Genomic DNA, 25,976 nt, shown 5'->3' on the forward strand with positions numbered 1-25,976 from the left:
ATGTCGAGTGTCCTGGGCGACCCGATCAAGTTCGTGCTCAACTGGGGCCGCCGCTATTCGCTGTGGGTGTTCAACTTCGGTCTCGCCTGCTGCGCGATCGAGTTCATCGCCACCTCGATGGGGCGGCACGACTTCATGCGCCTCGGCGTCATCCCGTTCGCGCACGGGCCGCGCCAGGCCGACCTCATGGTCGTCTCCGGCACCGTCACCGACAAGATGGCGCCCGCGGTCAAGCGGCTCTATGACCAGATGCCCGAGCCGAAGTACGTGATCAGCTTCGGCGCGTGCAGCAACTGCGGCGGGCCCTACTGGGACTCCTACTCCGTCACCAAGGGCGTCGACCAGATCATCCCCGTCGACGTCTACATCCCCGGCTGCCCGCCCCGGCCCGAGGCGCTGCTGCACGGCATCATGAAGCTCCAGGACAAGATCGCGGGGGAGCAGTCGGGGCTCGGCGGCGTCAACCGGACCGACGTCAAAGCGCTCACCGCCCCTCCGGTGCGCAAGCCTTAGGATCGCGGGCATGGATTCGGACGAGATCGGCGAGCTGTTCGGCGACGGTGCGTCCGTGACCGAGTCGGCCGGCGGCGGCCGCTTCGCCCGGCCGACGGTCGACGTGCCGCCGGAGCGCTGGGCGGAGGCGCTCCGCATCGCGCGCGACGAGCTGGCCTGTGACTTCTTCGACTGGCTGTCCGCCGTCGACGAGCTGCCGGGTGGCTTCACCGTGGTCGCGCACGTCTATTCGACGTCGCGCCTGTCCGGCGTCCTGGTGCGTGCGGTGCTGCCGCGGCTCGCGCCGTCGGTGCCCACCGCCGTCAGTGTCTATCCGGGTGCGGCCTGGCACGAGCGCGAGACCCACGAGATGTTCGACATCGACTTCACCGGCAACGACGCGCTCACGCCGCTGCTGCTGCCGCCGGAGTTCGAGGGGCACCCGCTGCGCAAGGAGTTCGTCCTCGCGTCCCGGGTCGCCAAGCCGTGGCCCGGCGCGAAGGAGCCCGGGGAGAGCGAGCACACCGCCAGCAAGCGTGCCCCGATGCGTCCACCGGGCGTCCCGGACCCCAGCGAGTGGCCGGGAGGCCGGACCTGATGCCGATCTGGTTGGAGCTGGCGCTGCGCGTGCTGGTCGTCGTCGGCGCGTTCCTCACCCTGCCGCTCATCGTCGGCCAGGCCGAGCACAAGGTGATGGCGCACATGCAGGGCCGCCTCGGCCCCATGTACGCCGGCGCCTTCCACGGCTGGGCCCAGCTGGTCGCCGACGGCGTCAAGTTCGTGCAGAAGGAGGACATCACCCCGCGCGCCGCCGACCGGCCGGTGTTCCGGCTCGCGCCGGTCGTCGCGCTGCTGCCCTACCTGGCCGTCCTGCTCGTCATCCCGCTCGGCCCGCACGGCCTCGTCGCCCAGCCGCTCGACGTCGGGCTGTTCTTCGTCCTCGCGGTCGTCGGCATCGGCGTCATCGCCGTGCTCATGGCGGCCTGGTCCTCGGCCAACAAGTACTCGCTGCTCGGCGGGCTGCGGGCGGCCGCGCAGCTGCTCGGCTACGAGCTGCCGTTCGTGCTGTCGGCGGCGTCGGTCGCGATGGCCGCCGGCACGCTGTCGCTGTCCGGCATCGTCGAGGCGTGGCGCCCCTGGTGGCTGCTGTGGCAGCTCCCCGCGATGCTGATCTTCTTCACCGCCGGGCTCGCCGAGATCCGCCGCCCGCCCTTCGACATGCCGATCGCCGACTCCGAGCTGGTCTTCGGCTACATGACCGAATACACGGGCCTGCGCTTCGCGTTCTTCCTGCTGGCCGAGTATGTCGGCATCGTCGTCATCGCCGCCCTCACCACCGTGCTGTTCCTCGGCGGCTGGAAGGGGCCGTTCGACGACCAGCTCGGCTGGCTGTGGACACTCCTGAAGGTCTTCGCCGTCGCGTTCGTCGTGATCTGGCTGCGGGTGGCGTATCCGCGGCTGCGCGAGGACCAGCTCCAGCGCCTCTGCTGGCTGATCCTCGTCCCCCTCGCGTTGCTGCAGCTCGTGCTCACCGCCGCGGTCAAGGTCGCGCTCTGAAAGGTCTCCGACTATGGACATTCCTGGTAAGGGCCTCGTCAAGGGTCTCGCCGTCACGCTCGGCACGCTGACCCAGCGCTCCCACACGCACCAGTACCCGGACGTCGAGCCCGATCTGCCGCCCCGCAGCCGCGGCGTCATCGCGCTCATCGAGGAGAACTGCACGGTCTGCATGCTGTGCGCCCGGGAGTGCCCCGACTGGTGCATCTACATCGACTCCCACAAGGAGGAGGTCGTCGTCCCGGGCGCGGCGCGGGCCCGGCAGCGCAACGTGCTCGACCGGTTCGCGATCGACTTCTCCCTCTGCATGTACTGCGGGATCTGCATCGAGGTGTGCCCCTTCGACGCGCTGCACTGGACGCCCGAGTTCGAGTACGCCGAGCACGACATCCGGGACCTGCTGCACGAGAAGGAACGCCTGGAGGAGTGGGTCGCGACCGTCCCCGCCCCGCCGGCCCACGACCCCCGGGGCGAACCGGCCAAAGAGCAGACCGCCGCCGCAAAACGCTCAGGTCGCGGCGCTGCCTGACCGATCCTCGTGGTGAGCCGCGCCTTCGCCGCGGCCGACTGCACGGAGGTGGCGGCATGTCCCGGCTGGGGATCTCGCAGAAACTGTTCATCGGCTTCCTGCTCGTCTCGGTGGTGACGGTGGTGGTCGGCGTCTACGGGATCACCCGCCTGCGGGTGCTCAACCAGCACACCGGCGACGTGTACGCGACGGCCGGCGCCCCCGGGTACAACGCCCAGCGGATGCAGAACCACTGGACCGAGACGCAGCTGCTCATGTACGCGGCGGCCATCAGCCCGGCGGCGAACCTCGACCAGATCGTCACCGGGTACGTCAAGCCGGTCGACGCCGAGTTCGACGCCGCGTACGCGGGCTACCTCGCCAGCCGGCACACCGCCGAGGGCAGGCAGCTCGCCGACGAGCTGGCCAGGCAGATGACCGCGGTCCGCAAGATCCGCGACGAGCAGCTGCTGCCGGCCGCCCGGCAGGGCAACACGCCCGCCGCCATGGGGGTGCTCTTCAAGCCGGAGATGGGCGCGATCCTGGAGGCGCAGCAGAACACCGGCAGCAAGATCGCCGACATCGAGCAGGCGAACGCGAAGAAGATCTCCGACCGGGCCACCGACACCTACAGCTCCGCCCGGACCAGCCTGATCGTCATGCTGGTGCTCGGCATCGCGCTGTCGATGCTCCTCGCGGGTCTCGTCGCCCGCTCGATCGTGCGCTCGGTGCGCCGTGCCAAGACCGTCCTGGACGAGGTCGCCGGCGGCGACCTGACCGCCCGCATGGACGTGACCAGCGGCGACGAGGTCGGCCAGATGGGCCGGTCGCTGAACGACAGCCTCGACCGCATCGCGGAGATGGTCCGCCTCGTCGGCACCTCCGCGACGTCCCTGGCCGGCTCGTCCAACCGGCTCACCGGCGTTGCCCGCACCATCGCCTCCGGCGTCGACGACGCCGCCGAGCAGGCCACCGCCGTCAGCGGCGCGGCCGGCGAGGTGTCGCGCAACGTGCAGACCGTCGCCGTCGGCACCGACGAGATGAACGAGAGCATCCGCGAGATCGCGCAGAACGCCACCGAGGCGGTCCGGGTCGCCAACGAGGCCATGGAGGCCGCCAACGAGACCACCCGCACCATGGCGAAGCTCGGCGAGTCCAGCGCCGAGATCGGCAACGTCATCAACGTCATCACCGGCATCGCGGCCCAGACCAACCTGCTCGCGCTGAACGCGACGATCGAGGCCGCCCGCGCCGGCGAGGCCGGCAAGGGCTTCGCCGTCGTCGCCAACGAGGTCAAGGACCTCGCCCAGGAGACCGCGAAGGCCACCGAGGACATCAGCCAGCGGATCTCCGCGATCCAGGCCGACGCGGCCAGCGCCGTGGCCGCGATCAGCCGCATCAGCGAGGTCATCGAGAGCGTCAACGGCTACCAGACGACGATCGCCTCGGCGGTCGAGGAGCAGACCGCGACGACGAACGAGATGGGGCGCAACGCGGCGAACGCGGCGAACGGCAGCACCGAGATCGCGGCCAGCATCGACCGGGTGGCGAAGGCGGCGCAGTCCACGAGCGTCGGCGTGCAGGAGACGGAGACGGCGGCGGCGGAGCTGGCGGGCATGTCCGCGGAGCTGAGCCGGGTGGTGTCGCGCTTCCGGGCGTAGCTTTTTGCTCGTCTTTTGCCGCCCGCCGGTCGAAACCTGTCACACCCTGGTGGCAGGATGTCCGCCATGAGGGTGGCATCGAGATGACAGCGGCGGATGTGCTGCTCGCCGCGCTCGGCGCCGTCGCGCTGGGCGCGGGCCTGCTGGTCGTGACCACCCGCCACGTCGTGCGCGCCGGGCTGTGGCTCGTCGTCACGCTCGGCGCGGTGGCCGGGCTCTATCTCGTGCTGTCGGCCGAGCTGCTCGCCTGGGTGCAGGTGCTGCTCTATGTCGGCGCCGTCGTGGTGCTGCTGCTCTTCGCGGTGATGCTGACCCGCGCGCCGATCGGCGCCAGCGACGATCTCGACCGGGCCCGCTGGCCCGGCGCGCTCGTCGGCGCCGGCGCTGGCGCCGGGCTCGTGGTCCTGTTCGCCGACGCGTTCCACTGGAGCCGGGTCGGGCTGCCCGCGCCCGGCACCGCCGAGGCGATCGGCGGCGCGGTGTTCCGCACCTGGGTCCTGCCCTTCGAGCTGGTGTCGGTGCTGCTGCTGGCGGCGCTGGTCGGCGCGATCGTGGTGTCCCGGCCCGACATCAGCACCCGCTCCCGTTCCGACTCGCGGGGGCGCTGATGCATCCGGTCCTGCCGTTCACGATCGCGGCGCTGCTCTTCGCCATCGGCGTCTATGGCGTGATCGTCCGGCGCAATGCCGTGCTGCTGCTGATGGCGGTCGAGCTGCTGCTCAATGCCGTCAACCTGGTGTTCGTCACCGCCGACGCGACGATCCGGTCGGTCGTGCCGCACAGCGGCCAGTCCTTCACCCTGTTCGTCATCGTGCTCGCCGCCGCCGAGATCGGCGTGGGGCTCGCGCTGATCCTCCAGCTGTACCGGCTGCGCCGGTCCGTCGACGTCGAGGACCTGCCGCTCACCGAGGCCCCCGCACCCGACTCGGAGGTGGCACGGTGAAGGCGGACCTGCTCGGGCTCGCGCTGCCCGCCGTCCCGTTCGCCGCCGGGCTGCTCGGGCTGCTCCTGCGGTATCAGCGCCGCGGCGTCGCGGCCGCGCTCGGCACCGGCGCCGCGGCGGCCGCCCTGGCCTGCGCCGTCGCCGTCGCCGTGCGGGGGCCGCGGCCGGCCGACGCGGGGCTCACCGTCGCGGAGTTCGGGCGGTTCTCCGTGCGGCTCGGCACCTGGCTCGACGGCCCGGCCGGCCTGGTCGCGGTTGCCGTCGGCGTCGTCGCGCTCTGCGTCCAGCTCTACTCGGTGGCCTACCTGCACGACGACGAGCGCTATGCGCCCTATGCCGCGCAGGTCAGCCTGTTCACCGGCGCGATGCTGCTCGTCGTCGTCTCCGGCGACCTGATCGCCCTGCTGGTCGGCTGGGAGATCATGGGCATCTGCTCCTACCTGCTGATCGGCCACGACCGCCGGCTCCCCGAGGCGCCCCGCGCCGCGGTCAAGGCGTTCCTCGTCACCCGCGTCGGCGACGTCGGCTTCCTGCTCGGCATCGTGCTGCTCGGGCTGCAGGCCCACAGCTTCCGCATCGCCGACATCTTCGGGGCGGACCTGCCGGCCGGCACCCTCACCGCCGCGTGCGTCCTGCTCCTCGCGGGCGTCGCCGGCAAGAGCGCCCAGTTCCCGCTGCACACCTGGCTGCCCGACGCCATGGCCGGCCCGACCCCGATCTCCGCCCTGATCCACGCCGCGACGATGGTCGCCGCCGGCGTCTATGTCGTCGCCCGGCTCCACCCGCTGTTCGAGCGCTCGGCCGCGGCCGTCACCGTCCTCGCGGTCATGGCCTCGATCACGATGCTGCTCGGCGCCCTCGCCGCCCTCGGGCAGGACGACATCAAACGGGTCCTGGCCTGGTCGACGGTCAGCCAGCTGGGGTACATGACCGGCGCCCTCGCCGTCGGTGCCCCGGCTGCGGCCCTGTTCCACCTGCTCACGCACGCCGCCTTCAAGGCGCTGCTCTTCCTCGCGGCCGGCGCCGTCATCCACGCCGTCGGCACCAACCTCATGGCCGCCATGGGCGGGCTGCGCCCCCGCATGCCGGTGACCTTCTGGACCATGACCGCCGGCCTCGCCGCCCTCGCCGGCGTCCCGCCCCTCGCCGGCTTCTGGAGCAAGGACTCGATCATCGAGGCCGCCTGGCACGCCGCCCACGACGAGGCCGCCGCGTCCTCGCTGCCCCGATGGGCGGCCTGGCTCGTGCTGGCCGCCGCCGCGCTCACCGTCCTGCTCACCGCGGCCTACGTGGTCCGCCTCTGGCGCCGCACGTTCTTCGGCGACGCCCGCACCGACACCGCCCGCACCGCGCACGAGCCACCGTGGGCGATGCGCGGCCCGCTCCTCGTCCTGGCGGTGCCGACGGTCCTGCTCGGCTTCGCCGGTCTGTCGGCCGCCTTCGCCGCCCGCCTCGGCGGCGCCGGGCCCATCGCCGAGGTGGGCGCCTTCGCGCTGATCCCGCTCGCCCTGCTGGTCGCGGGGGCTGCCCTCGCCTGGCGGCGCGACCCGGCCGCCGCCCTGCCCGACACGGCCGTCACCCGCCTCCTGGCCAACGCCTTCTACCTCGACGCCGTCCAGGACGCCCTGGTCACCCGCCCGGTCACGGCCCTGGCCCGCCTCGCCCGCCGCACCGACGAGTCCGCCGTCGATGGCGCCGTCGACGCCACGGGCACCGCCGCCACGACCACCGGCGGCCTCCTCACCCGGGCCCACACCGCCGGCCTGCCCCGCGCCGTCACCACCGTCCTGACCGGCGCCGCCCTACTGACCGCTGTCGTCGCACTTGTCGTGGGGGTGTCCTGGTGAGCGCCGATCAGGGTCTGCTCCTCGCGCTGCTGATCGTCCCGGCGATCGGAGCCCTCTTCGCGGCGGGCATGCCGGCGAGGCTCGACCGGGTCGCCCGCATCGGTGGCGCCGCGTTCGCCGCCGCGAACTGCGGCGTGGTCCTCGCGTTCCTGCCCGGCGGGGATCCGCCGTCGTCGGCGAGCGAGGTCCCGACGTTCGCGCCCATCAAGGCCAACCCCATCGCCCCGTGGGCCGAGATCGACCTGCCGTGGGCGCCCGACCTGAGCCTGCGATTCCATCTCGGCATCGACGGGATCTCGTTTCCGCTCGTGGCGCTCACGGCCGGGCTGACGATGCTCTGCTGCGCGTACTGCCTCTGGCGGGTGCCCGACCCCGGCCGCGGGCGGCTCCTCGTGGCGCTGCTGCTGGTCCTCGAGGTCGGCATCATCGGCGTGTTCCTCGCCCTCGACCTGGTGCTGTTCTTCGTGTTCTTCGAGGTCGTCCTCCTGCCGATGTATGCGGTCATCGCCGTCTGGGGCGGCCCCGACCGCCGCCGCGCCGCGCGCAAGTTCGTGCTGTACACGCTGTTCGGCTCGGTGCTGCTGCTCGTCGGCGTCTTCACCGTCGTGTCGGCCGCCGGCACCGGCGACCTCGTCGCGCTGTCCGACCCGACGAGCACCCGGATGGGCGGCGGCGTGCAGCTGCTCGCGTTCGTGCTGCTCGCCGTGGCGTTCGCGGTGAAGAGCCCGCTCTGGCCGCTGCACACCTGGCTGCCCGCCGCCCACACCGAGGCGCCGACCGTCGGCTCGGTCATCCTCGCCGGCGTCCTGCTGAAGATGGGCACCTATGGCCTGCTCCGCGTCGCCGTCGGCGTCGCGCCGGAGGCCGCCGCCCGCAGCGCACCGGTCCTCGGGATCCTCGCGACCGCCGCCATCATCGTCGGGGGCCTCGTGTGCCTCGCCCAGACGGAGCTCAAGCGCCTCATCGCGTACTCGTCCGTCGGCCACATGGGCTTCGTCCTCCTCGGCGTCGCCACCCTCACCACGACCGGCTTCCAGGCCGCCCTCATCGGCAACATCGCCCACGGCGTCGTCACGGGCCTGCTGTTCTTCGTGGCGGGCGGCATCAAGGACCGCACGCACACCGGCGACCTCGCCCAGCTCGGCGGGCTGCGGGAGACGGCGCCGGCCCTCAGCGGCGTCCTCGCGTTCGCGGCCATCGCGTCCCTGGGGCTGCCCGGCCTCGCCGGCTTCTGGGGTGAGGCGTTCGCGGTCGTCGCCGCCTTCGAGCGCGGCGGCCCCCTCTGGACCACCCTCGGCGTCGTCGCGGCCGCCGGCGCCGCCCTCGCCGCCGCGTACTTCCTGCGCCTGCTCCGCCGCGTCACCCACGGCGCCGCGACGCCACCGGTCACGGCGCTCGCCACGACCGCGACCGGCCGCCTCCGACCGGGCGAACTGGTCGCCTGGTCCCCGCTGATCGTCCTCACCCTCGCCATCGGCGTGGTCCCGATGGGCGTCCTGTTCTTCTCCGCCGGCGCCGCCGACGCACTGGCAGGCGTGATCACCCGATGACGCCCGCCACCCTCCGCGCCGCACCCCGGGCCACCGCACCCGGCTCGCGCCCCGACCACGGGCCCGGTTCGGCGGCCTGGGTCCTGCCTGGCCCGGAGTCCGGGTTCGCGCCCGGGTCGGTGGGCCGTGAGCCTGTCAGGGAGGTCGGGCGATGACGATCGACCAGATCGCGCTGCTGCCGACGTATGTCGCCGCGGCCACCGCGGTCCTCGCGCTGCTCGCCGACCTGGTCGCGCCGGGCAGGCTGGGCGCGGTCGTGGGGACGACGGCGGTCGGGATGGTGGCGACCGCGGGCACCGCCATCGGGGTCGGGCTGGGGCTCGGTGACGCCGGCCGGCGGACCGCGTTCTGCGTCGGGCCCGACCAGTGCTCGCTGGTGGCGGACCCGGCCGCCGCGGCCGTCGGTGCCGCGTTCGCGATCCTGGCGCTCGGCGCGGTGGCGCTGTCGCTGCCGGTGCTGCGGACGGGCGAGGTGCCCGTCGGCGAGTACTGCTTCCTGCTCGCCTGCTCGCTGACCGGCGCGGTCGTCCTCGGCGGCGCCCGCGACCTGATCACGCTGATCGTGGCGCTCGAGACGCTCACCCTGCCGCTGTACCTGCTGGTCGGCATCAGGCGCGGCGCCACCGCCGGGGCGTCGGCGGCGGTCACGTTCTTCGTGGTCAGCGTCGTGTCGACGGCGGTGGCGCTGCTCGGGGCCGCCCTCGTCTACACGGCGACCGGCGGCGTGCACCTCGCCGACATCGCCCGGGCGGACCTCGCCGTGCCCGAGCTGCGCCCGCTGCTGAAGGTCGGCATTGTGCTGCTGCTGGCGGGGCTGGCGTTCAAGGTCGCCGCCGTGCCCGCGCACGCCTGGGCGCCGGCCACGTATGACGGCGCCCCGCTGCCGGTCGCCGCGTACCTGTCGACCGCCTCGAAGCTCGGTGGGGTTGTCGCGCTGCTGCGCGTCGGTGTGCTGGCCGGCGGTCCGGTCCTCGCCACGTCGGGGCTGACGCTCGCGGTGCTCGCCGTGCTCAGCATGACGGTCGGCAACCTCGTCGCCCTCCGGCAGCGGCGCATGGTGCGCCTGCTCGCCTGGTCGTCGGTGGCCCAGGCGGGCTACGTGCTGGCCCCGCTCGGCGCGCTCCTGGCGAGCGGCGGCCGCACCACCGAGGCGGTCGCGCTCGCCGTCGCCGCGACCGTCGCGTACGCCCTCTTCTACGTCATCCTCGAGTTCTCGGCGTTCGCCGCCGTCGTCGCGGTCCGGGGCAGCGCCGACGGCGGTGAGATCGCCGACTACCGGGGGCTCGCCCGCCGCTCGCCATGGCTGACGGCGGTCCTGGTGATCGCGTTGACGGGCCTCGCGGGGCTGCCGCCGGGCCTGGCCGGCCTGTTCGCCAAGGTCGCCGTGGTGCGGTCCCTGCTCGGCGGCGACGCGGCGTGGCTGGCGATCGTCGTCGCGATCAACGCGGTCATCGGCCTCGCGTACTACATCCGGGTCGTCGCGAGCCTGTTCGCGACCGCGGAACCGGCGGTGGCGGTCACCACCCCGGCCCCGGCCACTACGGGCGCACCGTCACCGGCGACCTCGCCGGCACCGGCCATCGCAGCGGCATTGGACACCGCACCCGTCATGGCACCGGTTTCGGCGCCGGTGCGCGCCGGGTGGCCGGTCGCCGCGGCGGTCGGGGTGGCCGCCGTGCTCGCGGTGCTGGTCGGGCTGGCGCCGCAGGGAGTGCTCGAGCTGGCGGCGTTCTTCACCCCATGAGGCTCGGACGAGACGTTCAGCCAGCTCACAGCCGGCGTGGGGAAGGGGCACGGCCGATCGCGGTGTTGTAGATGGTATGCAGCACAGGCATCTCAACGGTCTCAAGACGGCGGCCCTCCTGGGGCTGCTGACCTCGCTGATCCTGCTCGTCGGCTACTGGCTCGGTGGCAGCACCGGCCTGGTCATCGCCGTGTTCCTGTCGCTCGGCATGAACGCGTTCAGCTACTTCTTCTCCGACAAGCTGTCCCTGCGTGCGATGAACGCCCAGCCTGTCACCGAGGCCCAGGCGCCCGAGTTCTACGCCATCGTCCGGGAGCTCGCGACGTCCGCCGGGCAGCCGATGCCCAGGCTGTACATCAGCCCGACGGCGCAACCGAACGCCTTCGCCACCGGGCGCAGCCCACGGCACGCGGCGGTCGCCGTCACGCAGGGCATCCTCGGCATCCTCACCCCGCGCGAGCTGCGCGGCGTGATCGGACACGAGCTGTCACACGTGTACAACCGCGACATTCTCATCTCGAGCGTCGCCGGCGCGCTCGGCGGCATGATCACCATGCTGGCGCAGCTGGCGATCTTCCTGCCGATCGGGGGCTCGTCGAGCGACGACGACGGCCCGGGCGTCGGCGGCCTGCTGCTGATGCTGATCCTCGGCCCGCTCGCCGCGACCGTGATCCAGCTCGCCATCAGCCGCAGCCGTGAGTACCAGGCGGACGAGTCGGGCGCCCGGCTCACCACGGACCCGCTCGCCCTGGCCAGCGCCCTGCGCAAGATCCATCGCGGTACGCAGGCCCTGCCGCTGCCGGCCGACGGTCAGCTCGCCAGCCAGGCCCACCTGATGATCGACAACCCGCTGCGGGGCGGGGGCATCGCATCGCTGTTCTCGACCCACCCGCCGATGGAGCAGCGGATCGCCAGGCTGGAGCAGATGGCGGGGGTCACGCGCCGCTGACGCAAATTCCTGAACGGGTGACCGGAGCCTGCCGTTAGGATCGGCAGGCTCTTCACCCGTTACCGGCAGGAAATGAGGCAGTGCGTTGCGGCAGTACGCGGCGGTTTGGCGGCTCCCCGGCGCACCGGTCCTCCTGGTCGTCGGCGTGATCGCCCGGCTCGGCATCGGCATGGTCTCGCTGTCACTGCTGCTGCTCCTGCAGCAGACGACCGGCCGGTACGCGCAGGCCGCCGCCGCCTGCGCCGTCTACGCCCTCGCGGGTGCCGCGGCCAGCCCGATCGCCGGGCGGCTCGCCGACCGGGTCGGTCCCGGGCCGGTCCTGCTCGTCACGGGCATCGCCCACCCGCTCGCCCTCGCGGCGCTGATCGTGGTCGCGCTCCGGCATTCCCCGATGCCGTTCGTCGTCGGTACAGCGGTGCTGGCCGGCGCCACGTTCCCACCGCTGACGGCCGCCGTGCGGGGGACGTGGAACGCGCTGACCGCCGACCTGCCACACGTACGGGTGACGGCGCTCGCGGCCGAGACGGCGCTGTTCGAGATCGTCTTCGTGGCCGGGCCGATGCTGGTCGCGCTGTGCGTCGTGCTGTGGCAGCCCGCGGTCGCGCTCAGCGCCGCCGCCGGCGTCACGCTCCTCGGCACCCTGACCGTCGCCCGGGGCCGGGCCATCCGGTCCTGGCGCCGCCACGCCGACCACACCAACGCCAAGGGCCTCGGCCCGCTGCGGGTCCCCGGCTTCGTGCCGCTGCTGGTGACCGCGTTCGGCCTCGGGTTCGCGTTCGGCGGGGTCGGGGTCGCGGTGCCGGCGTACGCCACCGCGTACGTCGAACACGACCCGGCCGGCGTTGGCGGGCTGCTGCTCGGGGTGTGGGGCATCGGCAGCGCCGTGAGCGGCTTCTACTTCGGCACGCGCCCGCCGGGGCGCCTCGGCTGGCTGCTCGGCGGGGTCTCCGCCAGCATCCTGATCCTGGCCGCGATGCCCAGCGCGCTGGCGCTCGGCGTCGCCCTCGTGCTCGGCGGCGCGACCATCGCCCCGGCCCTCACCGTGCAGAACTCGCTCGTCGGGCAGATCGTGCCCGGCTCGATGCTGAACGAGGCGTACACCTGGCTGGTGACCGTCTCCGTGGCGTCCGGCGCCGCCGGCGTCGCCGCGATGGGACTCGTCGTCGACCGCCCCGGCGGCGTCGTCTGGGCGTTTCTGCTGGCGGGCACCGCCGTCGCGTTCGGTGCCCTGGTGGCGGCCAACCCGCGCGGCGCGATCGCGCGGGTCGCCACGCAGACGTCACTCACATGAGTGATGCCAGGAGCACGTCCGTGTATGGTCCTGCCTCATGGCATTGCCGATCCACGCCGTGCTGGCAGACCCCGATCATCGGGAGAAGGCCGACACCGAGATCTGTGACACCGACAGTTTCGTGCTGATCCGGGCCGAGGGGACCGCGGAGCGCCCCGAGCGGCGCCCGCCGGCCCGCCGGGACTGAGCCGTCACCGGTAGTCGGCTCGCCTGGTAGTCGGCTCACCCCGGTAGTTTGGCTCACCCCGGTAGTTGGCTCACCGGTAGTTGGTGAACTGCAGCGCGATCCCGAAGTCCTCGCCCTTGAGCAGCGTGATGATCGCCTGCAGGTCGTCCTTCTTCTTGCCGGTCACGCGCAGCTGATCGCCCTGGATCTGCGCCTGGACGCCCTTGGGCCCCTCGTCGCGGATCTTCTTGGAGATCGCCTTCGCCTTCTCCGACTCGATGCCCTGCACGATCTTCGCGTCGATCTTGTACGTCTTGCCGGACGCACGCGGCTCGCCCGCGTCCAGCGACTTGAGCGAGATGTTGCGCTTGACCAGCTTCTCCTTGAAGACCTCGAGAGCCGCGACCACGCGCTCCTCGGTCTCCGCCTGGAGGCTGACCGTCTCCTCCCCGGCCCACTTGATCTCAGCGCCGGTGCCGCGGAAGTCGAACCGCTGCCCCAACTCCTTTTCAGCCTGGTTGAGCGCGTTGTCGACCTCCTGCCGGTCGACCTTGCTGACGATGTCGAACGAGGGTGCCGAAGCCATGGCAGCTGCTCCTGTGGTGCGGTCGATTGGCGGTATGGGCGTGCCGAGGGTACCCGTTTGCATTGCCCCCGGGGCGTACCGCTATTCTTGCTTCCGCCAGGCGGGTTGCCCGAGCGGCCAATGGGAGCGGACTGTAAATCCGTCGCGAAAGCTACAGAGGTTCGAATCCTCTACCCGCCACCGGCAGTGCAGAGAGGGCCGTTACCAGGGGAAACCCCGGTAGCGGCCCTCTCTCGTCGGTCCCGCTGGGTCTCACCCGGACCGGCCGTGGCTCACCCGTCGTGGCGAAGTTTCCGCTCCTCCTTGCGGTCCTTGTCCTTGTGCTCGGCCTGACGACTAAGGAACGGTGTAGCCGCCCGCTGGCGCCGGGTCGTCCGCGGGCCGTGGATCGGCCGTCGGCCAGGACTGCGAACCCTGATGCAGGGTGCGGCTGGCCGGTCGAAGGAACTGCTCGCTGCGCGGGTCGGCCAGCCCGGCGAACCCGCCGAGGGTCGCCGCGATGCCGGCCACGACGGTCACGAGCATCAGCGTGCCGGTCAGCTCGAGGTCGCTGTCGAGGAAGTCGAGGCGCAGGCCGGTGGCGGTGGTGCGGGTGGCCCAGTACAGGGACAACACCTGCAGGAGCAGTAGCAGTACCCCGGCGATCCGGGCGATGCGCGCCCCGTTCGGCCAGCCGCGCCCGGCGACCCACGCCGCGGAGCACGCGCCGGCGGCCGCGACAGCAATCGCGCCGGTGCCGGCCAGGAAGATGAGGCCTGCAGGGCTGGCGAGGTCCGTCAGGTCGCCGTCCACGAGGTCGTCGATGTTGATGTAGACGGGCCCGGCAAGACTGAGCGCGCCGCCCACCGCGAACCGTGGCACGGCCGCCCGCAACGGTGCCGGCGGTCCGGTCCGGCCCGCCTGCTCGATGCCGGTCGCCGCGAACGCCTGGCGGGCGGCCGGGGTGCCGAGGCTGACCGTCGCCCCGGCCAGCGCGGTCATGGCCACCAGCACGCAGAGCGCACCGGCCCATGCCGGTAGGCCGATCCACACGTCGAAGTCCCACCTGCTCAGCAGGCGCCCGCGATTGGCGTACTGCACCAGGGTCACGACGGACCCGACGCCGCACAGCCACACCAGCCCGGCGCGCCCGGCGTCCCGGCCCGCCAGCGCCAGCCCCGCACACACCAGCAATCCCGCCACCAGCAGGGTCGCCGGCAGCATGGCCTCGAGCGTGGCGGCGGTGAGGATCGCCTCGAGCACGTCGGTGGGGAGCCCGGTGCCGAGGTCCTGGACCGCGTGGGCGTGGGTGTCCCGGACTCCGATGTAGGCGCCGTAGAGCAGGACCGCCAGGCTGAGGACGGCGAGCCCAACCGCGGTCAGCCCGAGGGCGACCGGGGTGCGCGATTTCTGGGACATCCGCGCACGGTACAACCCGCGAGGGCGCGGCCGTTCTCGCTTCCGACGGTCCCCTGGGCCTGTAGGCACGCTACCGGTTGAGTCTGCTCCCGAAGTCCCGAAAATTGTCGTACATGCGTTCTAAGATGTACCCATGAATGAGCGGCAGTGGTGGAACGGGCGGTGGTCCCGGCTCGTGCGGCGGGACGTCTTCGTGCGTAACGCGGCCGACGGCCGGTGGCAGGTGGAGCTCCGGCGCGGCGGCCCCGACGGGCGGCTCCGGGTTCGGTCGTTCGACTCCGAGCGGGACGCGGTCGGCTGGGTCGAGTCCGCGGTCCTTGCCGACGACGACCCCGAGACCGGTTGGCGCGAGATGCGCGACGAGGCCCCCCGTCCCCCGTCCGTCAGGGGACGAAAGATGGGCAGGTCTGACTCCCGACGTCGCGGAAAAGTTGCCCGGGATTTAGATCAGGCGGGCTGATGTAGCCGGATCGCCACTATCGGAATCGGCCGAAAGGTCGATTCTTCCGCGGTGGCGCTTCATCCTGGCCCTCGCACTGTTGGATCAGACGTTGGCTGTGGCAGGATCGTGGGTATCCATACGGGACCCTGATGTCACTGCGATCGCATGGGAGCGACAGATGCGAGAGACGACGCCTGGCCGATGGATGACACGGTTCGCGGTGATGATCGGCGCTGGCGTGGTTGCGCTCGGTGTCTCGGCCGGTGCAGCCCATGCGAGCACGGACAGTGAGGGATCTGTGGTGAAAATGGTGAGCGTTCTGCGCGCCATCCAGCCGCACGCTGCCCCGCCCGTGGTCGAGCCGATCTTCGTCACCGAAGGCTGGGACTGGAGCTAGCCGGATCGGCCCGTCGCGGACGGGGTGATGCACCAGGCTCCATGCCCGAAAGGTAGGGGAATGGGTGCCGGCTCCAAAGGTTCCGATCAGCCGCTCTGAGGTCCACTCGTGGTTGATCACGGCACCCCTGTTCGTCCTGGGGGCGCTGCTCTCGATCCCCATCCTGCTTTCCGACCGTCCATCGCAAGTCGGGCACCACTACGGTCACGCGCTGGCGCTGCTGGCGCTCGCGACCCTCGCCACGCCGCTGGAGCTCCGCTTCGACATCCGGCGGCAGGGCCTGAGCACCAAGATGAACGAGATCCCGCTCATCCTGGCGCTGTACTACCTCTCGCCGTGGCTCGTCCTGGCGGTGCGGGTGACGGCCGGGCTGCTGTGGAACGTCTTCGGCGCTCGGTTCAGCTGGCACAAGGTCGCCTTCAACGCCGCCAGCCACTTCGCCGGCACAGCGACAGCCAACCTGATCGTGTTCCAGTTCGGGTTGCACGGCGGCGGCTCGCCGCTGACGTGGCTGGTGCTCGGCATGGCCATCCTCGCGGGCAACGTGGTCACCCTGGCCGCCATCGCGGGCGTCATGGTGCTGCTGCAGGGCGTCGGTCAGTTGCCGCAGTTCCTGAAGTCGTCGGTCCCCGGGTTCGCCGTGATGGGCGTCAACATCGTGCTGGGCCTGGTCATGCTGCTCGCCCTGGTCGCCAGCGACTGGGCTGCGCTGCTGCTGGTCGCGCTGGCGATCGTGCTGTTCATTCTGTATCGCTCCTACACGCAGTTCTTCCGGCAGCACCGCAACCTCACCGAGATCTATGCGTTGACGCGTGAGATCGCCGCGACCAACCACGACGGCACGCTGCCGGACGTGCTGCTCGGTCGGGTGCGGGCGCTGCTGACCGCGGACTCGGCGACGCTCTGGCTGCCGCGGCACGGGCGCCATCACGAGATGCTGCTGTCGTCCAGGTTCGACTACCAGGGGCTGCTGGACAGCGCCCCGACGCCGGACCTGTTCCGGCAGCTGGCGATGCGCACCGGGCAGACCGTCGTCGCCGGGCCCAGGGCCGGCGGGCCGGAGCTGCAGTCCGCGCTGCAAGAGGCGCAGGTCAAGGATGTCATCGTCGTGCCGCTGCGCTCCAGTGGCGTCGCGATCGGCACGCTGGAGGTCGCCGGCCGGCTCGGCGACAAGGTGCTCTTCGGCAAAGAAGACGTGCAGCTGCTGGAAACGGTGTCGCTGCAGGTCGGCGCGGCGGTCGAGAACAGCCGCCTGGTCGACCGGCTCCAGTTCGACGCCAACCACGACGCGCTCACCGGCCTGGCCAACCGGCGCCGGATGCTCACCGCGTTGGGCGAGGCGATGACCGGCCGGGGACCACGCGAGGTCGTCGCCGTGCTGCTGTTCGACGTCGTCGCGCTGCGCGAGGTCAACGAGTCGCTGGGGCACGACGCCGGCGACCAGGTGCTGATCCAGGTCGCGAAGCGGCTGCGCGGGCTGGCGCCACAGGGTGCGCTGGTGGCTCGGGTCGGTGGCGACGAGTTCGCGGTCGAGCTGCGCACGGCCAGTGCCGAGGCGGCCGCGGCGGTCGCCGACACGCTGCGGGCGGGGCTGCGCGACCGGATGGTCATCGACTCGCTCACGATCGACGTCGACACCAACGTCGGTGTGTCGATCTACCCGGACCACGGCACGGAGCCCGAGGCACTGCTGCAGCGGGCCGTGGTGGCCACGTCGGTGGCGAAGTCGCGCGGGATCGTCCAGCTGTTCAACGCCGGCCTGCAGTCGCGTTCGGTGCGGCGCGTCGGGCTGGCCGCGGACCTGGATGCCGCGCTCAACACCGGCGAGCTGGAGGTCTACTTCCAGCCCAAGGTGTCGCTCAAGGACCGCCGGCTGGTCGGGGTGGAGTGCCTGGCCCGCTGGGAGCATCCGGTGCACGGTCAGGTGGCGCCGCCCGACTTCGTCGCGGTCGCGGAGCACACCGGTCAGCTCGCCCGGCTCAACAGTGTGGTCCTCAGGGAAGGCATCCGCAGGGCCCGTGAATGGGCCGACGCCGGCCGTTCGCTCACCGTGGCGGTCAACATCTCGGTCCGCACCCTGGGCGACGCAGACTTCCCGTTACAGGTGTCGGAGCTGCTCGATGAGCACGGCGTGCCGGCCGATCGGATCATCCTGGAGCTCTCCGAGCAGGAGCTGCTCGGCAGCGGCCGCGGCGTTCCTGCCCTGAAGCGCCTGCGCGACCTGGGCGTGCTGCTGTCCGTCGACGACTTCGGCGCGGGCCGGTCGTCGTTCGCGGACCTCAGCCGCCTGCCGGTGCAGGAGGTCAAGATCGACCGCGCGTTCGTGCAGGGCTTGGCGACCGACACCGCGGATCTCGCGATCGTGCGGACCGCCGTCGACATGGCCCGCCACTTCGGGCTCGCCGTGGTCGCCGAAGGCGTTGAGAGCGAGCTCACACTCGGCCTGCTCGAAGACATGCACTGCGACATGGGTCAGGGCTTCCTGTTCAGCCGGGCGCTGCCCTACGAGCGCTTCGAGTCCTGGCTCCAGATCCAGGCCGACGCCGATCCCACCGTCCCACCCGCGGGCGAGGTCCGCTGGCTCCGCGCCGTGCCGTAGCCCCCACTCCAGCCGCCGAGCCCCGTGCCCTGTGCTGTGCCGTAGGTCCGCTCCAGCAGCCGATCCTTCATGGCTCCGGCCCGTCGTAGGCACGGCTGTTGCTCCCGTCAGCCAACGGTCGGGCCCTGGGGGCCTCTCTGCCCCGGTCGATCCGGCGTCCGCCAACCGTCCCACCGCACCGACGCGGCAGGGGCGCCAGGAGGGCAGGGCGACGCGGCCGGGTGATGTGGCACGGCGACGCGACGCGGCGGGGCCGGCTCGGGGACGTGGCTCCGGCGCGGTGGTCACCGGCCGGCGCACCCTGCTGGACGTGCCGGGCGTAGGGCGTGCCCGCGGAAGCTGCCTCTCAGAGCCCCTGTGCCTCTCGGAGAGGCCCGAACGGTTCCGCAGACACCCGCCGGCGTTCCGGGCGAATCGTCACCCGGTGGCGCGTCCCAGCGCGGGGAGGCTGCGCGACGTTCAGGCGGGCACGGCAGGCAATGACGCTGGACGGTGGCGCACCCGCGAGAAGGCGGTGATGTAGGCCACGCAAGCCGGCCCGGGAGTATCGGCCGCGGCGGGGAGACACGCCGGAGGCAAGGGGCGCAAGCTGGGCAAACACCACTTCGGGGAACTCGATTTCGTGCCACGGCGAGGGCCGTGTACGCTTAGCGAGCGCATGTGCGGGATCGCACGTGATGCGCCCCCTTAGCTCAGTCGGCAGAGCGTCTCCATGGTAAGGAGAAGGTCTACGGTTCGATTCCGTAAGGGGGCTCGAGAGACCGGGCTTGAGTCATCGAGTCCGCCGCGGCGGTGTAGCTCAGATGGTAGAGCAAGCGGCTCATAATCGCTGTGTCGCCGGTTCAAGTCCGGCCACCGCTACAGAAGAAGCACCACAGAGGTCGCCCGATTCGGCGACTGCCAGTGTGAGCCGCTATGCTCGTTCGCTGGACCTGAACCCCGCTCTGAAGGAAGGCACTTCGCCATGGCCAAGGCGACCGACGTTCGTCCGAAGATCACGCTGGCGTGCACGGAGTGCAAAGAGCGGAACTACATCACCAAGAAGAACCGCCGTAACGACCCGGACCGCATCGAGCTGAAGAAGTTCTGCCCCCGGGACGGCAAGCACACCGTGCACCGCGAGACGCGGTAACCGGTCTCAGACGCGAAGGAACGAAGAACAAAGCCCCGGCCCACGGCCGGGGCTTTTTCGTGCCAGCGGTAAGTTGCACACCATGCCGTTGGATCAGTCGTACATGGGCCGGGTGTTTCCGCCGACCCCGCCATACGAGGTCGCCCGGGAGAAGATCCGGGAGTTCGCCGACGCGGTGAGCGCCAGCGACCCGGTGCACCGGGATCTTGCCGAGGCGCGCGCCAAGGGCTACAGGGACGTGATCGCCCCGCCCACGTTCGCGATCATCCTGAGTCAGAACGCCGGGCAGCAGCTGGTCGAGGACCAGGCGTTCGGGTTGGACTACAGCCGGGTGGTGCACGGCGGGCAGACGTTCCGCTACGAGCGGCCGATCGTCGCCGGCGACCACCTGGTGACGGTGATGACGGTGGACGAGATCAGCAGCCGCGCCGGGCACGCGTTCCTGACGACCAAGCACGAGGTGTCGACCGTCGAGGGCGAGCTCGTCGTGACGATCTGGACCCGGCTCGTGGTCCGTGGGGAGGGCTGAGATGCAGGTCGGCACCGTTTTCCCGCCGCAGACGTTCCAGGTGACCCGCGCCGATCTGGTGCGGTATGCGGGGGCCTCCGGCGACTTCAACCCGATCCACTGGAGCGACCGCGTCGCGACCTCGGTCGGGCTGCCGGGTGTCATCGCGCACGGCATGCTGACGATGGCCCTGGCCGGACAGGCGGTTGCCTGCTGGGTGGGTGGCACCGCGTCGATCGTCGAGTACTCCACCCGGTTCGCCAACCCGGTGGTGGTCCCGGACGACGACAAAGGCACCGAGATCGTGGTGAGCGGCGTCGTGAAGCGGGTAGCGGAGGATGGTGTCGCGCAGATCGACATCACCGCCACGTGCAACGGCGACAAGATTCTCGGTGCCGCAAAAGCCCTGGTCAGAGCCTAGGGAGCGACTCGGTGGAGGGGGGTGGTTGGGATATCCCACCCGAACCCGTACACTGGTCGCCCGTGGGGTGAGCAACCTCTCGGAGCTCCTTCAAGGGGGGTCCGGGAGGCGCGATCACCACGAAGGGGTGTGGCGCAATTGGCAGCGCAGCGGTCTCCAAAACCGCAGGTTGCAGGTTCAAGTCCTGTCGCCCCTGCGCCGAAGGCCTGACCTGGGTCTGGGGTGCCCGATCCGCCGATCGGGTCGGACCTCCAGCGGTCACGGGTTGGTCCCGCCGAGTGCCGCCGGCTCATCGCCGGTGGCCCTGGTCGGGCGGATCCGCGGGCCACTCATCGGACCGAGCACTCGCGAGATCACGGAAGAGGGCGAAAGTGGCCGAACGCAGGCGACGCGGGACCGACCCCGCCGACGATCGCCGTGACGAGGAGCTCAGCGCCGAGGACGCGGCCATCGAGGAGGAGTTCGCCGATGAGCTCGACGAGCTCGACGGCGACCTTGACGATGACGTGGACGCCGATGACGACGACGCGGACGGCAAGACGGTCCTGACGAAGTCCAAGGACGCGAAGGCCAAGTCCAAGGACGTCAAAGAGACGGACAAGAAGAAGACCAAGGTCAAAGAGGGCAGCTCGAACAACATCTTCGCGCGGCTCATCAACTTCGTCCGCGAGGTTGTCGCCGAACTGCGTAAGGTGATCTGGCCGACCCGCAAAGAGCTGACCACTTACACGGTTGTTGTCGTCGTGTTCGTGATCGTGATGCTGACGATCGTGGGTGGCCTCGACTACCTGCTCGCCAAGGGCGTCCTCTGGGCCTTCGGCAACAAAGCGGAGTAGTCCACAGCGGACCGGCCGCAGATGCGAAGACTTGACAGACGGAAGTGAGCAGCGTGCAGGAATTCGACGAGACCGCCTCAACCGACGACGAGCAGCACGAGGAAACGTCGACGGTGATGACGGCCGCCACGCCCAGCACGGCCCCCGAGCCGGCAGGGGCGGCGGCCGACGCCGAGGACCCCGTCGCCGAGCTGCGTGCCGCACTGCGATTCGCGCCCGGTGACTGGTTCGTGGTGCACTCCTACGCCGGGTATGAGAACAAGGTCAAGACGAATCTCGAGACCCGTATCACGAGCCTCGACATGGAAGAGTTCATCTACCAGGTCGAGGTCCCGACTCGTGAAGAGGTCGAGATCAAGAACGGCAAGCGCACCCAGGTGCAGAACAAGGTCTTCCCCGGCTACATCCTCGTCCGGATGGAGCTGACGGCGGAGTCCTACTCGTGCGTGCGCAACACGCCCGGCGTGACCGGCTTCGTCGGCGCCACCGACCGGGCCGACCGGCCGGCGCCGCTGTCGCTGGACGAGGTCCTCAAGTGGCTCGCGCCGGTGGTGCAGCAGGAGGGCAAGAAGGCCGGCAAGCCCGAGGTCAAGGTCCTCGACTTCGAGGTCGGCGACTCGGTCACCGTCACCGACGGCGCGTTCGCCTCGCTGCAGGCCACGATCAGCGAGATCAACGCCGATCAGCAGAAGCTCAAGGTCCTGGTCTCGATCTTCGGCCGGGAGACCCCGGTCGAGCTGAACTTCAACCAGGTCACGAAGATCTAATTCGTCTGCGGTACGCTTGAGCGTCCGGCCAAGTGCCGGGCGCTCAGTCGTGCGTGGAGACGGTCGCGAGCCGTCATACAACAAGGCACGAAACTCCAGCCCAGGAAGACGAAAGCAGCCATGCCTCCGAAGAAGAAGCTCGTCAAGACCTTCACGCTTCAGTTGCCGGGCGGCCAGGCCACTCCGGCGCCGCCGGTCGGCCCCGCGCTCGGTCAGCACGGTGTGAACATCATGGAGTTCGTCAAGGCGTACAACGCCCAGACGGAGTCCCAGCGCGGCGACATCATCCCCGCGCAGATCAGCGTCTACGAGGACCGGACGTTCACGTTCATCCTCAAGACCCCGCCCGCCGCCCGTCTGCTGCTCAAGGCCGCCGGCGTGCCGAAGGGCTCGGGCGTGCCGCAGAAGGACAAGGTCGGCTCGATCACCAAGGCCCAGCTGCGCGAGGTCGCCGAGAAGAAGTTGGCCGACCTGAACGCCAACGACATCGAGCAGGCGGAGAAGATCATCGCCGGCACCGCCCGTTCCATGGGCATCGTCGTCAAGGACTGACGGCACCACCGAAGACCCAAAGACCAAGGAACACGTGGGAGGGCGCACGAGCGCCCGCACCTTGACCACAGGAGCAAAGCGACATGTCGCAGCACGGCAAGAACTACCGCAAGGTCGCAGACCTTGTCGACCGTAACGCGCTCTACAGCCCGCTCGGCGCGGTGAAGCTGGCCAAGCAGACCAGCACCGTCAAGTTCGACCCCACCGTCGAGGTGGCCATGCGGCTGGGCGTCGACCCCCGCAAGGCCGACCAGATGGTCCGTGGCACGGTCAACCTGCCCCACGGCACCGGCAAGACCGCCCGCGTCATCGTCTTCGCGCAGGGCCCGAAGGCCGCCGAGGCCGAGGCCGCCGGCGCCGACGCGGTGGGCACCGACGAGCTCGTCGCCCGGATCCAGGAAGGCTGGCTGGACTTCGACGCGGCGATCGCCACCCCCGACCAGATGGCCAAGATCGGCCGGATCGCGCGGATCCTGGGCCCGCGCGGCCTGATGCCGAACCCGAAGACGGGCACGGTCACGATGGACGTCACCAAGGCGGTCAACGAGATCAAGGGCGGCAAGATCACGTACCGGGTGGACAAGCACTCCAACCTCCACCTGATCATCGGCAAGGCGAGCTTCACCGAGCAGCAGCTGGTGGAGAACTACGCGGCGGTCCTCGACGAGGTCAACCGGGCCAAGCCGAGCGCGGCCAAGGGCAAGTACCTGAAGAAGATCTTCATCACCACCACCATGGGCCCCGGCATCCCGGTCGACCCGAACCGCACGCGCAACCTCCTCGAGGACGACGCGTCCGCGGAGTAAGCACAGCGGCACGACGACGGCGGGCATCCGAGGGTGCCCGCCGTCGTCTATGTTCGGGGGCGTGCAGTTCCACGACGTCTGGTTCCGGTACGCCCGTAAGGCGGCGTGGACCCTGCAGCACGTCGACCTGGAGCTCGGTCCCGGCGAGACCGCGGTCGTGCTCGGCCCCAACGGCTCCGGCAAGTCGACCCTGCTCCAGCTCGCCGCCGGGGTGCTGACGCCCGGCCGGGGCACGGTCTCCGGAAGGCCGCCGGTGGTGGGCTGGGTCCCGGAGCGGTTCCCCGCCGACCAGCCGTTCACCGCCCGGACCTACCTGACGCACCTGGCGGCGATCCGCGGAGCCGGCAGCGCCGGCATCGACGAATGGGCCGACCGCCTCGATTTCACGGGATTTCTCGATGTACGCCTGAGCCGCCTCTCCAAGGGCTCCGCCCAGAAGGTGGGCCTCGTACAGGCGCTGCTGGACCCACCGAGGCTGCTGGTCCTCGACGAGCCGTGGGAGGGCCTCGACGCCGCGACCCGTGAACAGGTGCCGGCGATCGTCGCCGAGGTCGTGGCCCGCGGCGGGTCGGTGCTCATCAGCGACCACCTCGGCGAGGTCGCCCGCCTGCCGGGGGCCCGCCGCTGGCACGTCCGCGACGGCCGGGTGAGCGAAGGCGGCCAGGCGAGCGGAGGCGGCCGGAAGGGCGCGACCGGCCCCCGGGGCGAGCGCCCCTCCGCCAGGCGCATCATCGAGCTCGCCGTCGCGGCATCGCACGCGGACCGGGCGGTGGCGAGGCTGCGCGCCGACGGCTTCGACGTCCTCGGCGTCCGGGAGGAGCGGTGACCGCCCTGGTCAGGATGCGGCTCGTGGGCTTCGTCCAGACGGGCCGGGCCGCCGCGCCGCTGCTGGCCGCCCTGGTCGTGCTGTCCATCCTGTACGGCGGCGGCAAGTCCCAGGCCGGCGAGGCCTACGGGGTGTCCGCGGCCGTGCTGTTCGCGGTCCTGGCCTGGCAGACGAAGCTCCTGCTCGACGTGGAGCCCGACGTGCAGCGGCGGATCGGCCGGGTCGCGGTCGGCGCCGGCCGGGAGACCGCCGCAGGGGTCGCCGCGGCGCTGGTCGCCGCCCTGCCGGTGATCCTGGTCGCGATGATCCTGCCGTGGCTCGTCGGCGGCGTCACCGGACCGGTGAAGGCCGGTGACCCGCCGCTGGGGGAGGGCATCGCGCTCGGCCTGTGGGCGCACCTGCTGCTGCTCCTGCCGGCCGTCGGCCTCGGCGCCCTGGCCAGCCGCGCGGTGTCCGGCCAGGCGGCCCGCGGCCTGGCGATCCTCGTCGGCGGCGTGGTCATGGCGGTCGTGCTCGGCCTGAAGAGCTCGCCGGCGCCGTGGCTGGCCCCGCCGCTGATGACCACGGCCCGCGACACCGTCGGCGGCGCCGACCTGACCGCCGTCGCCGTCACCACCGGCTGGGGCGTCGTGTGGGCCGCGCTCGCCGTCGCTGCCTACGCCCACCTGCGGCGCACCAGGCCGTAGCCGCGCCGCGATTTGGTGGCGCACGACGAGTCAAGTACAGTTTCCAGCGAAACCCGAAGACCGCTGGTCATGTCCGCGTGAGCGGACATCGAAGGCCCTGTGTCAACGCAGGCGACCCGCGCAGGGCCGGACAAGCGTTGCCGACACATGTCGCTCCGCCCCGTGCGCCCCTGCGCCCGGGGCGTTTTTCGTTGCCGCGAGTGCGCCCGAGAGCGTGGCCAGCACCGTAGCAAGAGAGAGGAGGGACATGGCGGACAAGCCGGTTCGAGACGACAAGGCCACCGCGGTCGCGGAGCTCACCGAGAGCTTCCGGGGCTCGACGGCCACCGTGCTGACCGAGTACCGCGGCCTGACCGTGGCGCAGCTCAAGACCCTGCGCCGCAGCCTGGGCCGCGAGACCACGTACGCCGTCGCGAAGAACACGCTCGCGAAGCGTGCCGCGACGGACGCGGGCATCAGCGGGCTCGACGATTTGTTCTCCGGTCCTACCGCGCTCGCTTTCGTCTCCGGCGACCCGGTCGAGGCGGCGAAGAGCCTTCGTGAGTTCGCGAAGGCCCACCCGCTGCTCGTCATCAAGGGCGGCGTTTTCGAGGGCAAGGCCATCAGCGCGGACGAGGTCCGTCGCCTGGCCGACCTGGAGTCCCGTGAGGTGCTGCTGGCCAAGCTGGCCGGCGCGATGAAGGGCAGCCTGTCCAAGGCCGCGTCGCTGTTCCAGGCGCCGCTGTCCAAGGCCGCCCGCACCATCCAGGCTCTCGCCGACAAGCAGGACTCCGGCAGCGCGCAGGAAGCCGGCAGCGACGCGGCCGAATAGGCCGGCGCGCTCCACATCACTTTTTTCGAAAGGAACGCCAACATGGCGAAGCTGAGCACCGCCGAACTCCTCGACGCGTTCAAGGAGATGACCCTGATCGAGCTCTCCGAGTTCGTGAAGGAGTTCGAGACCACGTTCGACGTCACCGCTGCCGCGCCGGTCATGATGGGTGGCGGCGGCGCCGCTGCCGCGCCGGTCGAGGAGAAGGAAGAGCAGTCGGAGTTCGACGTCGTCCTCGAGGGTGACGGTGGCAAGAAGATCCAGGTCATCAAGGTCGTGCGCGAGCTGACCGGCCTGGGCCTGAAGGAGGCGAAGGACCTCGTCGAGGCCGCGCCGAAGGCCGTCCTCGAGAAGGCCAACAAGGAGACCGCGGACAAGGCCAAGGCCAAGCTCGAGGCCGAGGGCGCCAAGGTTACCCTCAAGTAACTTGCACCACAGTGGGGACGGGTGCTGTGGCGGTTCGCCAACAACGAGGGGCGGGCCGAGATCGCCGAACGGCTC

At 71.0% G+C, this 25,976-nt stretch carries 28 protein-coding genes, 4 tRNA genes and 1 pseudogene; 31 read left to right on the forward strand and 2 right to left on the reverse strand.

Features of this window, described 5'->3' with window-relative positions:
• From AB0J72_RS10350 to AB0J72_RS10410, 13 genes and pseudogenes are all read left to right on the forward strand, one after another.
• Entirely contained in the window at positions 1-513 is a 513-nt protein-coding gene (locus tag AB0J72_RS10350; RefSeq protein WP_363397209.1) for an NADH-quinone oxidoreductase subunit B family protein, read from the forward strand.
• A 10-nt stretch (positions 514-523) separates the two neighbouring features.
• Complete coding sequence (locus AB0J72_RS10355; protein WP_363397212.1) at positions 524-1,090, forward strand: NADH-quinone oxidoreductase subunit C; 567 nt, start codon at positions 524-526, stop codon at positions 1,088-1,090.
• Positions 1,090-2,049: an NADH-quinone oxidoreductase subunit NuoH gene (gene nuoH / locus AB0J72_RS10360; protein WP_363397215.1), complete on the forward strand. Its 960-nt coding sequence runs from the start codon at positions 1,090-1,092 to the stop codon at positions 2,047-2,049. The genes AB0J72_RS10355 and nuoH overlap by 1 nt, the downstream gene beginning before the upstream one ends.
• A 13-nt stretch (positions 2,050-2,062) precedes the next feature.
• A pseudogene (locus tag AB0J72_RS10365) lies at positions 2,063-2,560 on the forward strand (NADH-quinone oxidoreductase subunit I); the annotation flags it as partial.
• A gap of 74 nt (positions 2,561-2,634) precedes the next feature.
• Positions 2,635-4,218 carry a methyl-accepting chemotaxis protein gene (locus tag AB0J72_RS10370; RefSeq protein ID WP_363397218.1) on the forward strand — a complete coding sequence of 528 codons (1,584 nt, stop codon included), beginning with the start codon at positions 2,635-2,637 and terminating at the stop codon, positions 4,216-4,218.
• Between the two features lie 83 nt (positions 4,219-4,301).
• Positions 4,302-4,826 carry an NADH-quinone oxidoreductase subunit J gene (locus tag AB0J72_RS10375; protein ID WP_344501863.1) on the forward strand — a complete coding sequence of 175 codons (525 nt, stop codon included), beginning with the start codon at positions 4,302-4,304 and terminating at the stop codon, positions 4,824-4,826.
• On the forward strand, positions 4,826-5,161 hold the full coding sequence (nuoK, locus tag AB0J72_RS10380; protein WP_344501862.1) for an NADH-quinone oxidoreductase subunit NuoK: 336 nt from the start codon (positions 4,826-4,828) through the stop codon (positions 5,159-5,161). The genes AB0J72_RS10375 and nuoK overlap by 1 nt, the downstream gene beginning before the upstream one ends.
• Entirely contained in the window at positions 5,158-7,008 is a 1,851-nt protein-coding gene (locus AB0J72_RS10385) for an NADH-quinone oxidoreductase subunit L (RefSeq protein ID WP_363397222.1), read from the forward strand. The genes nuoK and AB0J72_RS10385 overlap by 4 nt, the downstream gene beginning before the upstream one ends.
• Positions 7,005-8,558 carry an NADH-quinone oxidoreductase subunit M gene (locus tag AB0J72_RS10390; protein ID WP_363397225.1) on the forward strand — a complete coding sequence of 518 codons (1,554 nt, stop codon included), beginning with the start codon at positions 7,005-7,007 and terminating at the stop codon, positions 8,556-8,558. Before AB0J72_RS10385 ends, AB0J72_RS10390 begins: the two co-directional genes overlap by 4 nt.
• Positions 8,559-8,709: 151 nt before the next feature.
• A complete protein-coding gene (locus AB0J72_RS10395; protein WP_363397228.1) occupies positions 8,710-10,302 on the forward strand; it encodes a proton-conducting transporter membrane subunit in 1,593 nt (530 codons plus the stop codon).
• 76 nt (positions 10,303-10,378) lie between these two features.
• On the forward strand, positions 10,379-11,251 hold the full coding sequence (htpX, locus tag AB0J72_RS10400; protein ID WP_363397231.1) for a zinc metalloprotease HtpX: 873 nt from the start codon (positions 10,379-10,381) through the stop codon (positions 11,249-11,251).
• 85 nt (positions 11,252-11,336) lie between these two features.
• Complete coding sequence (locus AB0J72_RS10405; RefSeq protein WP_363397234.1) at positions 11,337-12,542, forward strand: MFS transporter; 1,206 nt, start codon at positions 11,337-11,339, stop codon at positions 12,540-12,542.
• Positions 12,543-12,579: 37 nt separating this feature from the next.
• Entirely contained in the window at positions 12,580-12,729 is a 150-nt protein-coding gene (locus tag AB0J72_RS10410; protein ID WP_363397237.1) for a hypothetical protein, read from the forward strand.
• A gap of 70 nt (positions 12,730-12,799) precedes the next feature.
• Here the strand turns inward: AB0J72_RS10410 and AB0J72_RS10415 are convergent, their stop codons facing one another.
• Positions 12,800-13,294 carry a YajQ family cyclic di-GMP-binding protein gene (locus AB0J72_RS10415; RefSeq protein WP_363397240.1) on the reverse strand — a complete coding sequence of 165 codons (495 nt, stop codon included), beginning with the start codon at positions 13,292-13,294 and terminating at the stop codon, positions 12,800-12,802.
• 99 nt (positions 13,295-13,393) lie between these two features.
• On the opposite strand from AB0J72_RS10415, the gene AB0J72_RS10420 reads away from it, so the two are divergent.
• Positions 13,394-13,474: transfer RNA gene (locus AB0J72_RS10420), tRNA-Tyr, on the forward strand.
• Positions 13,475-13,630: 156 nt separating this feature from the next.
• Here AB0J72_RS10420 and AB0J72_RS10425 read toward each other — a convergent pair.
• Complete coding sequence (locus tag AB0J72_RS10425; RefSeq protein WP_363397243.1) at positions 13,631-14,692, reverse strand: hypothetical protein; 1,062 nt, start codon at positions 14,690-14,692, stop codon at positions 13,631-13,633.
• 133 nt (positions 14,693-14,825) lie between these two features.
• On the opposite strand from AB0J72_RS10425, the gene AB0J72_RS10430 reads away from it, so the two are divergent.
• The 17 genes from AB0J72_RS10430 to rplL all read left to right on the forward strand — a co-directional run bounded on the left by AB0J72_RS10430 (position 14,826) and on the right by rplL (position 25,901).
• Entirely contained in the window at positions 14,826-15,152 is a 327-nt protein-coding gene (locus tag AB0J72_RS10430) for a hypothetical protein (protein ID WP_363397246.1), read from the forward strand.
• A gap of 160 nt (positions 15,153-15,312) precedes the next feature.
• On the forward strand, positions 15,313-15,531 hold the full coding sequence (locus AB0J72_RS10435; protein WP_363397249.1) for a hypothetical protein: 219 nt from the start codon (positions 15,313-15,315) through the stop codon (positions 15,529-15,531).
• A gap of 112 nt (positions 15,532-15,643) precedes the next feature.
• Positions 15,644-18,130 carry a bifunctional diguanylate cyclase/phosphodiesterase gene (locus AB0J72_RS10440; protein WP_363397252.1) on the forward strand — a complete coding sequence of 829 codons (2,487 nt, stop codon included), beginning with the start codon at positions 15,644-15,646 and terminating at the stop codon, positions 18,128-18,130.
• 681 nt (positions 18,131-18,811) lie between these two features.
• A tRNA-Thr gene (locus tag AB0J72_RS10445) sits at positions 18,812-18,884 on the forward strand.
• A 34-nt stretch (positions 18,885-18,918) separates the two neighbouring features.
• Positions 18,919-18,991: transfer RNA gene (locus AB0J72_RS10450), tRNA-Met, on the forward strand.
• Positions 18,992-19,094: 103 nt separating this feature from the next.
• On the forward strand, positions 19,095-19,262 hold the full coding sequence (gene rpmG, locus AB0J72_RS10455; RefSeq protein ID WP_033357682.1) for a 50S ribosomal protein L33: 168 nt from the start codon (positions 19,095-19,097) through the stop codon (positions 19,260-19,262).
• A gap of 82 nt (positions 19,263-19,344) precedes the next feature.
• Positions 19,345-19,791: a MaoC family dehydratase N-terminal domain-containing protein gene (locus tag AB0J72_RS10460; RefSeq protein ID WP_363397255.1), complete on the forward strand. Its 447-nt coding sequence runs from the start codon at positions 19,345-19,347 to the stop codon at positions 19,789-19,791.
• A 1-nt stretch (position 19,792) separates the two neighbouring features.
• Positions 19,793-20,191, forward strand: coding sequence for a MaoC family dehydratase (locus tag AB0J72_RS10465; protein WP_344501850.1), 399 nt, complete (start codon positions 19,793-19,795; stop codon positions 20,189-20,191).
• 123 nt (positions 20,192-20,314) lie between these two features.
• Positions 20,315-20,387, forward strand: a tRNA-Trp gene (locus tag AB0J72_RS10470).
• Between the two features lie 175 nt (positions 20,388-20,562).
• Positions 20,563-21,027, forward strand: a complete 465-nt coding sequence (secE, locus tag AB0J72_RS10475; protein WP_344501849.1) for a preprotein translocase subunit SecE — start codon at positions 20,563-20,565, stop codon at positions 21,025-21,027.
• A gap of 53 nt (positions 21,028-21,080) precedes the next feature.
• Entirely contained in the window at positions 21,081-21,794 is a 714-nt protein-coding gene (gene nusG / locus AB0J72_RS10480) for a transcription termination/antitermination protein NusG (RefSeq protein ID WP_344501848.1), read from the forward strand.
• 120 nt (positions 21,795-21,914) lie between these two features.
• Positions 21,915-22,346: a 50S ribosomal protein L11 gene (gene rplK, locus AB0J72_RS10485; RefSeq protein ID WP_363397260.1), complete on the forward strand. Its 432-nt coding sequence runs from the start codon at positions 21,915-21,917 to the stop codon at positions 22,344-22,346.
• A gap of 83 nt (positions 22,347-22,429) precedes the next feature.
• Positions 22,430-23,152 (forward strand): 50S ribosomal protein L1, encoded by a 723-nt coding sequence (gene rplA / locus AB0J72_RS10490; RefSeq protein ID WP_363397263.1) that lies wholly within the window; start codon positions 22,430-22,432, stop codon positions 23,150-23,152.
• A 61-nt stretch (positions 23,153-23,213) separates the two neighbouring features.
• Positions 23,214-23,978 (forward strand): ABC transporter ATP-binding protein, encoded by a 765-nt coding sequence (locus AB0J72_RS10495; RefSeq protein ID WP_363397266.1) that lies wholly within the window; start codon positions 23,214-23,216, stop codon positions 23,976-23,978.
• Positions 23,975-24,664 carry a hypothetical protein gene (locus AB0J72_RS10500; RefSeq protein WP_363397269.1) on the forward strand — a complete coding sequence of 230 codons (690 nt, stop codon included), beginning with the start codon at positions 23,975-23,977 and terminating at the stop codon, positions 24,662-24,664. The genes AB0J72_RS10495 and AB0J72_RS10500 overlap by 4 nt, the downstream gene beginning before the upstream one ends.
• Positions 24,665-24,911: 247 nt before the next feature.
• The gene (gene rplJ / locus AB0J72_RS10505) at positions 24,912-25,475 is read left to right on the forward strand and encodes a 50S ribosomal protein L10 (protein ID WP_344501844.1); all 564 of its coding nucleotides are present in this window, start codon (positions 24,912-24,914) and stop codon (positions 25,473-25,475) included.
• A gap of 42 nt (positions 25,476-25,517) precedes the next feature.
• Positions 25,518-25,901, forward strand: a complete 384-nt coding sequence (gene rplL, locus AB0J72_RS10510) for a 50S ribosomal protein L7/L12 (RefSeq protein ID WP_344501843.1) — start codon at positions 25,518-25,520, stop codon at positions 25,899-25,901.
• Positions 25,902-25,976 lie beyond the last annotated feature (75 nt).

It is taken from the genome of Dactylosporangium sp. NPDC049742 (assembly GCF_040674675.1).
In the GTDB taxonomy this organism is placed as follows: domain Bacteria; phylum Actinomycetota; class Actinomycetes; order Mycobacteriales; family Micromonosporaceae; genus Dactylosporangium; species Dactylosporangium maewongense.

Excerpts from the sequence above, each read along its gene's own strand:
- AB0J72_RS10350 (WP_363397209.1), top strand. The coding sequence starts at position 1 with ATGTCGAGTGTCCTGGGCGACCCGATCAAGTTCGTGCTCAACTGGGGC.
- AB0J72_RS10355 (WP_363397212.1), top strand. The coding sequence starts at position 524 with ATGGATTCGGACGAGATCGGCGAGCTGTTCGGCGACGGTGCGTCCGTG.
- nuoH (WP_363397215.1), top strand. The coding sequence starts at position 1,090 with ATGCCGATCTGGTTGGAGCTGGCGCTGCGCGTGCTGGTCGTCGTCGGC.
- AB0J72_RS10370 (WP_363397218.1), top strand. The coding sequence starts at position 2,635 with ATGTCCCGGCTGGGGATCTCGCAGAAACTGTTCATCGGCTTCCTGCTC.
- AB0J72_RS10375 (WP_344501863.1), top strand. The coding sequence starts at position 4,302 with ATGACAGCGGCGGATGTGCTGCTCGCCGCGCTCGGCGCCGTCGCGCTG.
- nuoK (WP_344501862.1), top strand. The coding sequence starts at position 4,826 with ATGCATCCGGTCCTGCCGTTCACGATCGCGGCGCTGCTCTTCGCCATC.
- AB0J72_RS10395 (WP_363397228.1), top strand. The coding sequence starts at position 8,710 with ATGACGATCGACCAGATCGCGCTGCTGCCGACGTATGTCGCCGCGGCC.
- htpX (WP_363397231.1), top strand. The coding sequence starts at position 10,379 with ATGCAGCACAGGCATCTCAACGGTCTCAAGACGGCGGCCCTCCTGGGG.
- AB0J72_RS10410 (WP_363397237.1), top strand. The coding sequence starts at position 12,580 with ATGGCATTGCCGATCCACGCCGTGCTGGCAGACCCCGATCATCGGGAG.
- AB0J72_RS10415 (WP_363397240.1), bottom strand. The coding sequence starts at position 13,294 with ATGGCTTCGGCACCCTCGTTCGACATCGTCAGCAAGGTCGACCGGCAG.
- AB0J72_RS10425 (WP_363397243.1), bottom strand. The coding sequence starts at position 14,692 with ATGTCCCAGAAATCGCGCACCCCGGTCGCCCTCGGGCTGACCGCGGTT.
- AB0J72_RS10430 (WP_363397246.1), top strand. The coding sequence starts at position 14,826 with ATGAATGAGCGGCAGTGGTGGAACGGGCGGTGGTCCCGGCTCGTGCGG.
- AB0J72_RS10435 (WP_363397249.1), top strand. The coding sequence starts at position 15,313 with ATGCGAGAGACGACGCCTGGCCGATGGATGACACGGTTCGCGGTGATG.
- rpmG (WP_033357682.1), top strand. The coding sequence starts at position 19,095 with ATGGCCAAGGCGACCGACGTTCGTCCGAAGATCACGCTGGCGTGCACG.
- AB0J72_RS10460 (WP_363397255.1), top strand. The coding sequence starts at position 19,345 with ATGCCGTTGGATCAGTCGTACATGGGCCGGGTGTTTCCGCCGACCCCG.
- AB0J72_RS10465 (WP_344501850.1), top strand. The coding sequence starts at position 19,793 with ATGCAGGTCGGCACCGTTTTCCCGCCGCAGACGTTCCAGGTGACCCGC.
- rplK (WP_363397260.1), top strand. The coding sequence starts at position 21,915 with ATGCCTCCGAAGAAGAAGCTCGTCAAGACCTTCACGCTTCAGTTGCCG.
- rplA (WP_363397263.1), top strand. The coding sequence starts at position 22,430 with ATGTCGCAGCACGGCAAGAACTACCGCAAGGTCGCAGACCTTGTCGAC.
- rplJ (WP_344501844.1), top strand. The coding sequence starts at position 24,912 with ATGGCGGACAAGCCGGTTCGAGACGACAAGGCCACCGCGGTCGCGGAG.
- rplL (WP_344501843.1), top strand. The coding sequence starts at position 25,518 with ATGGCGAAGCTGAGCACCGCCGAACTCCTCGACGCGTTCAAGGAGATG.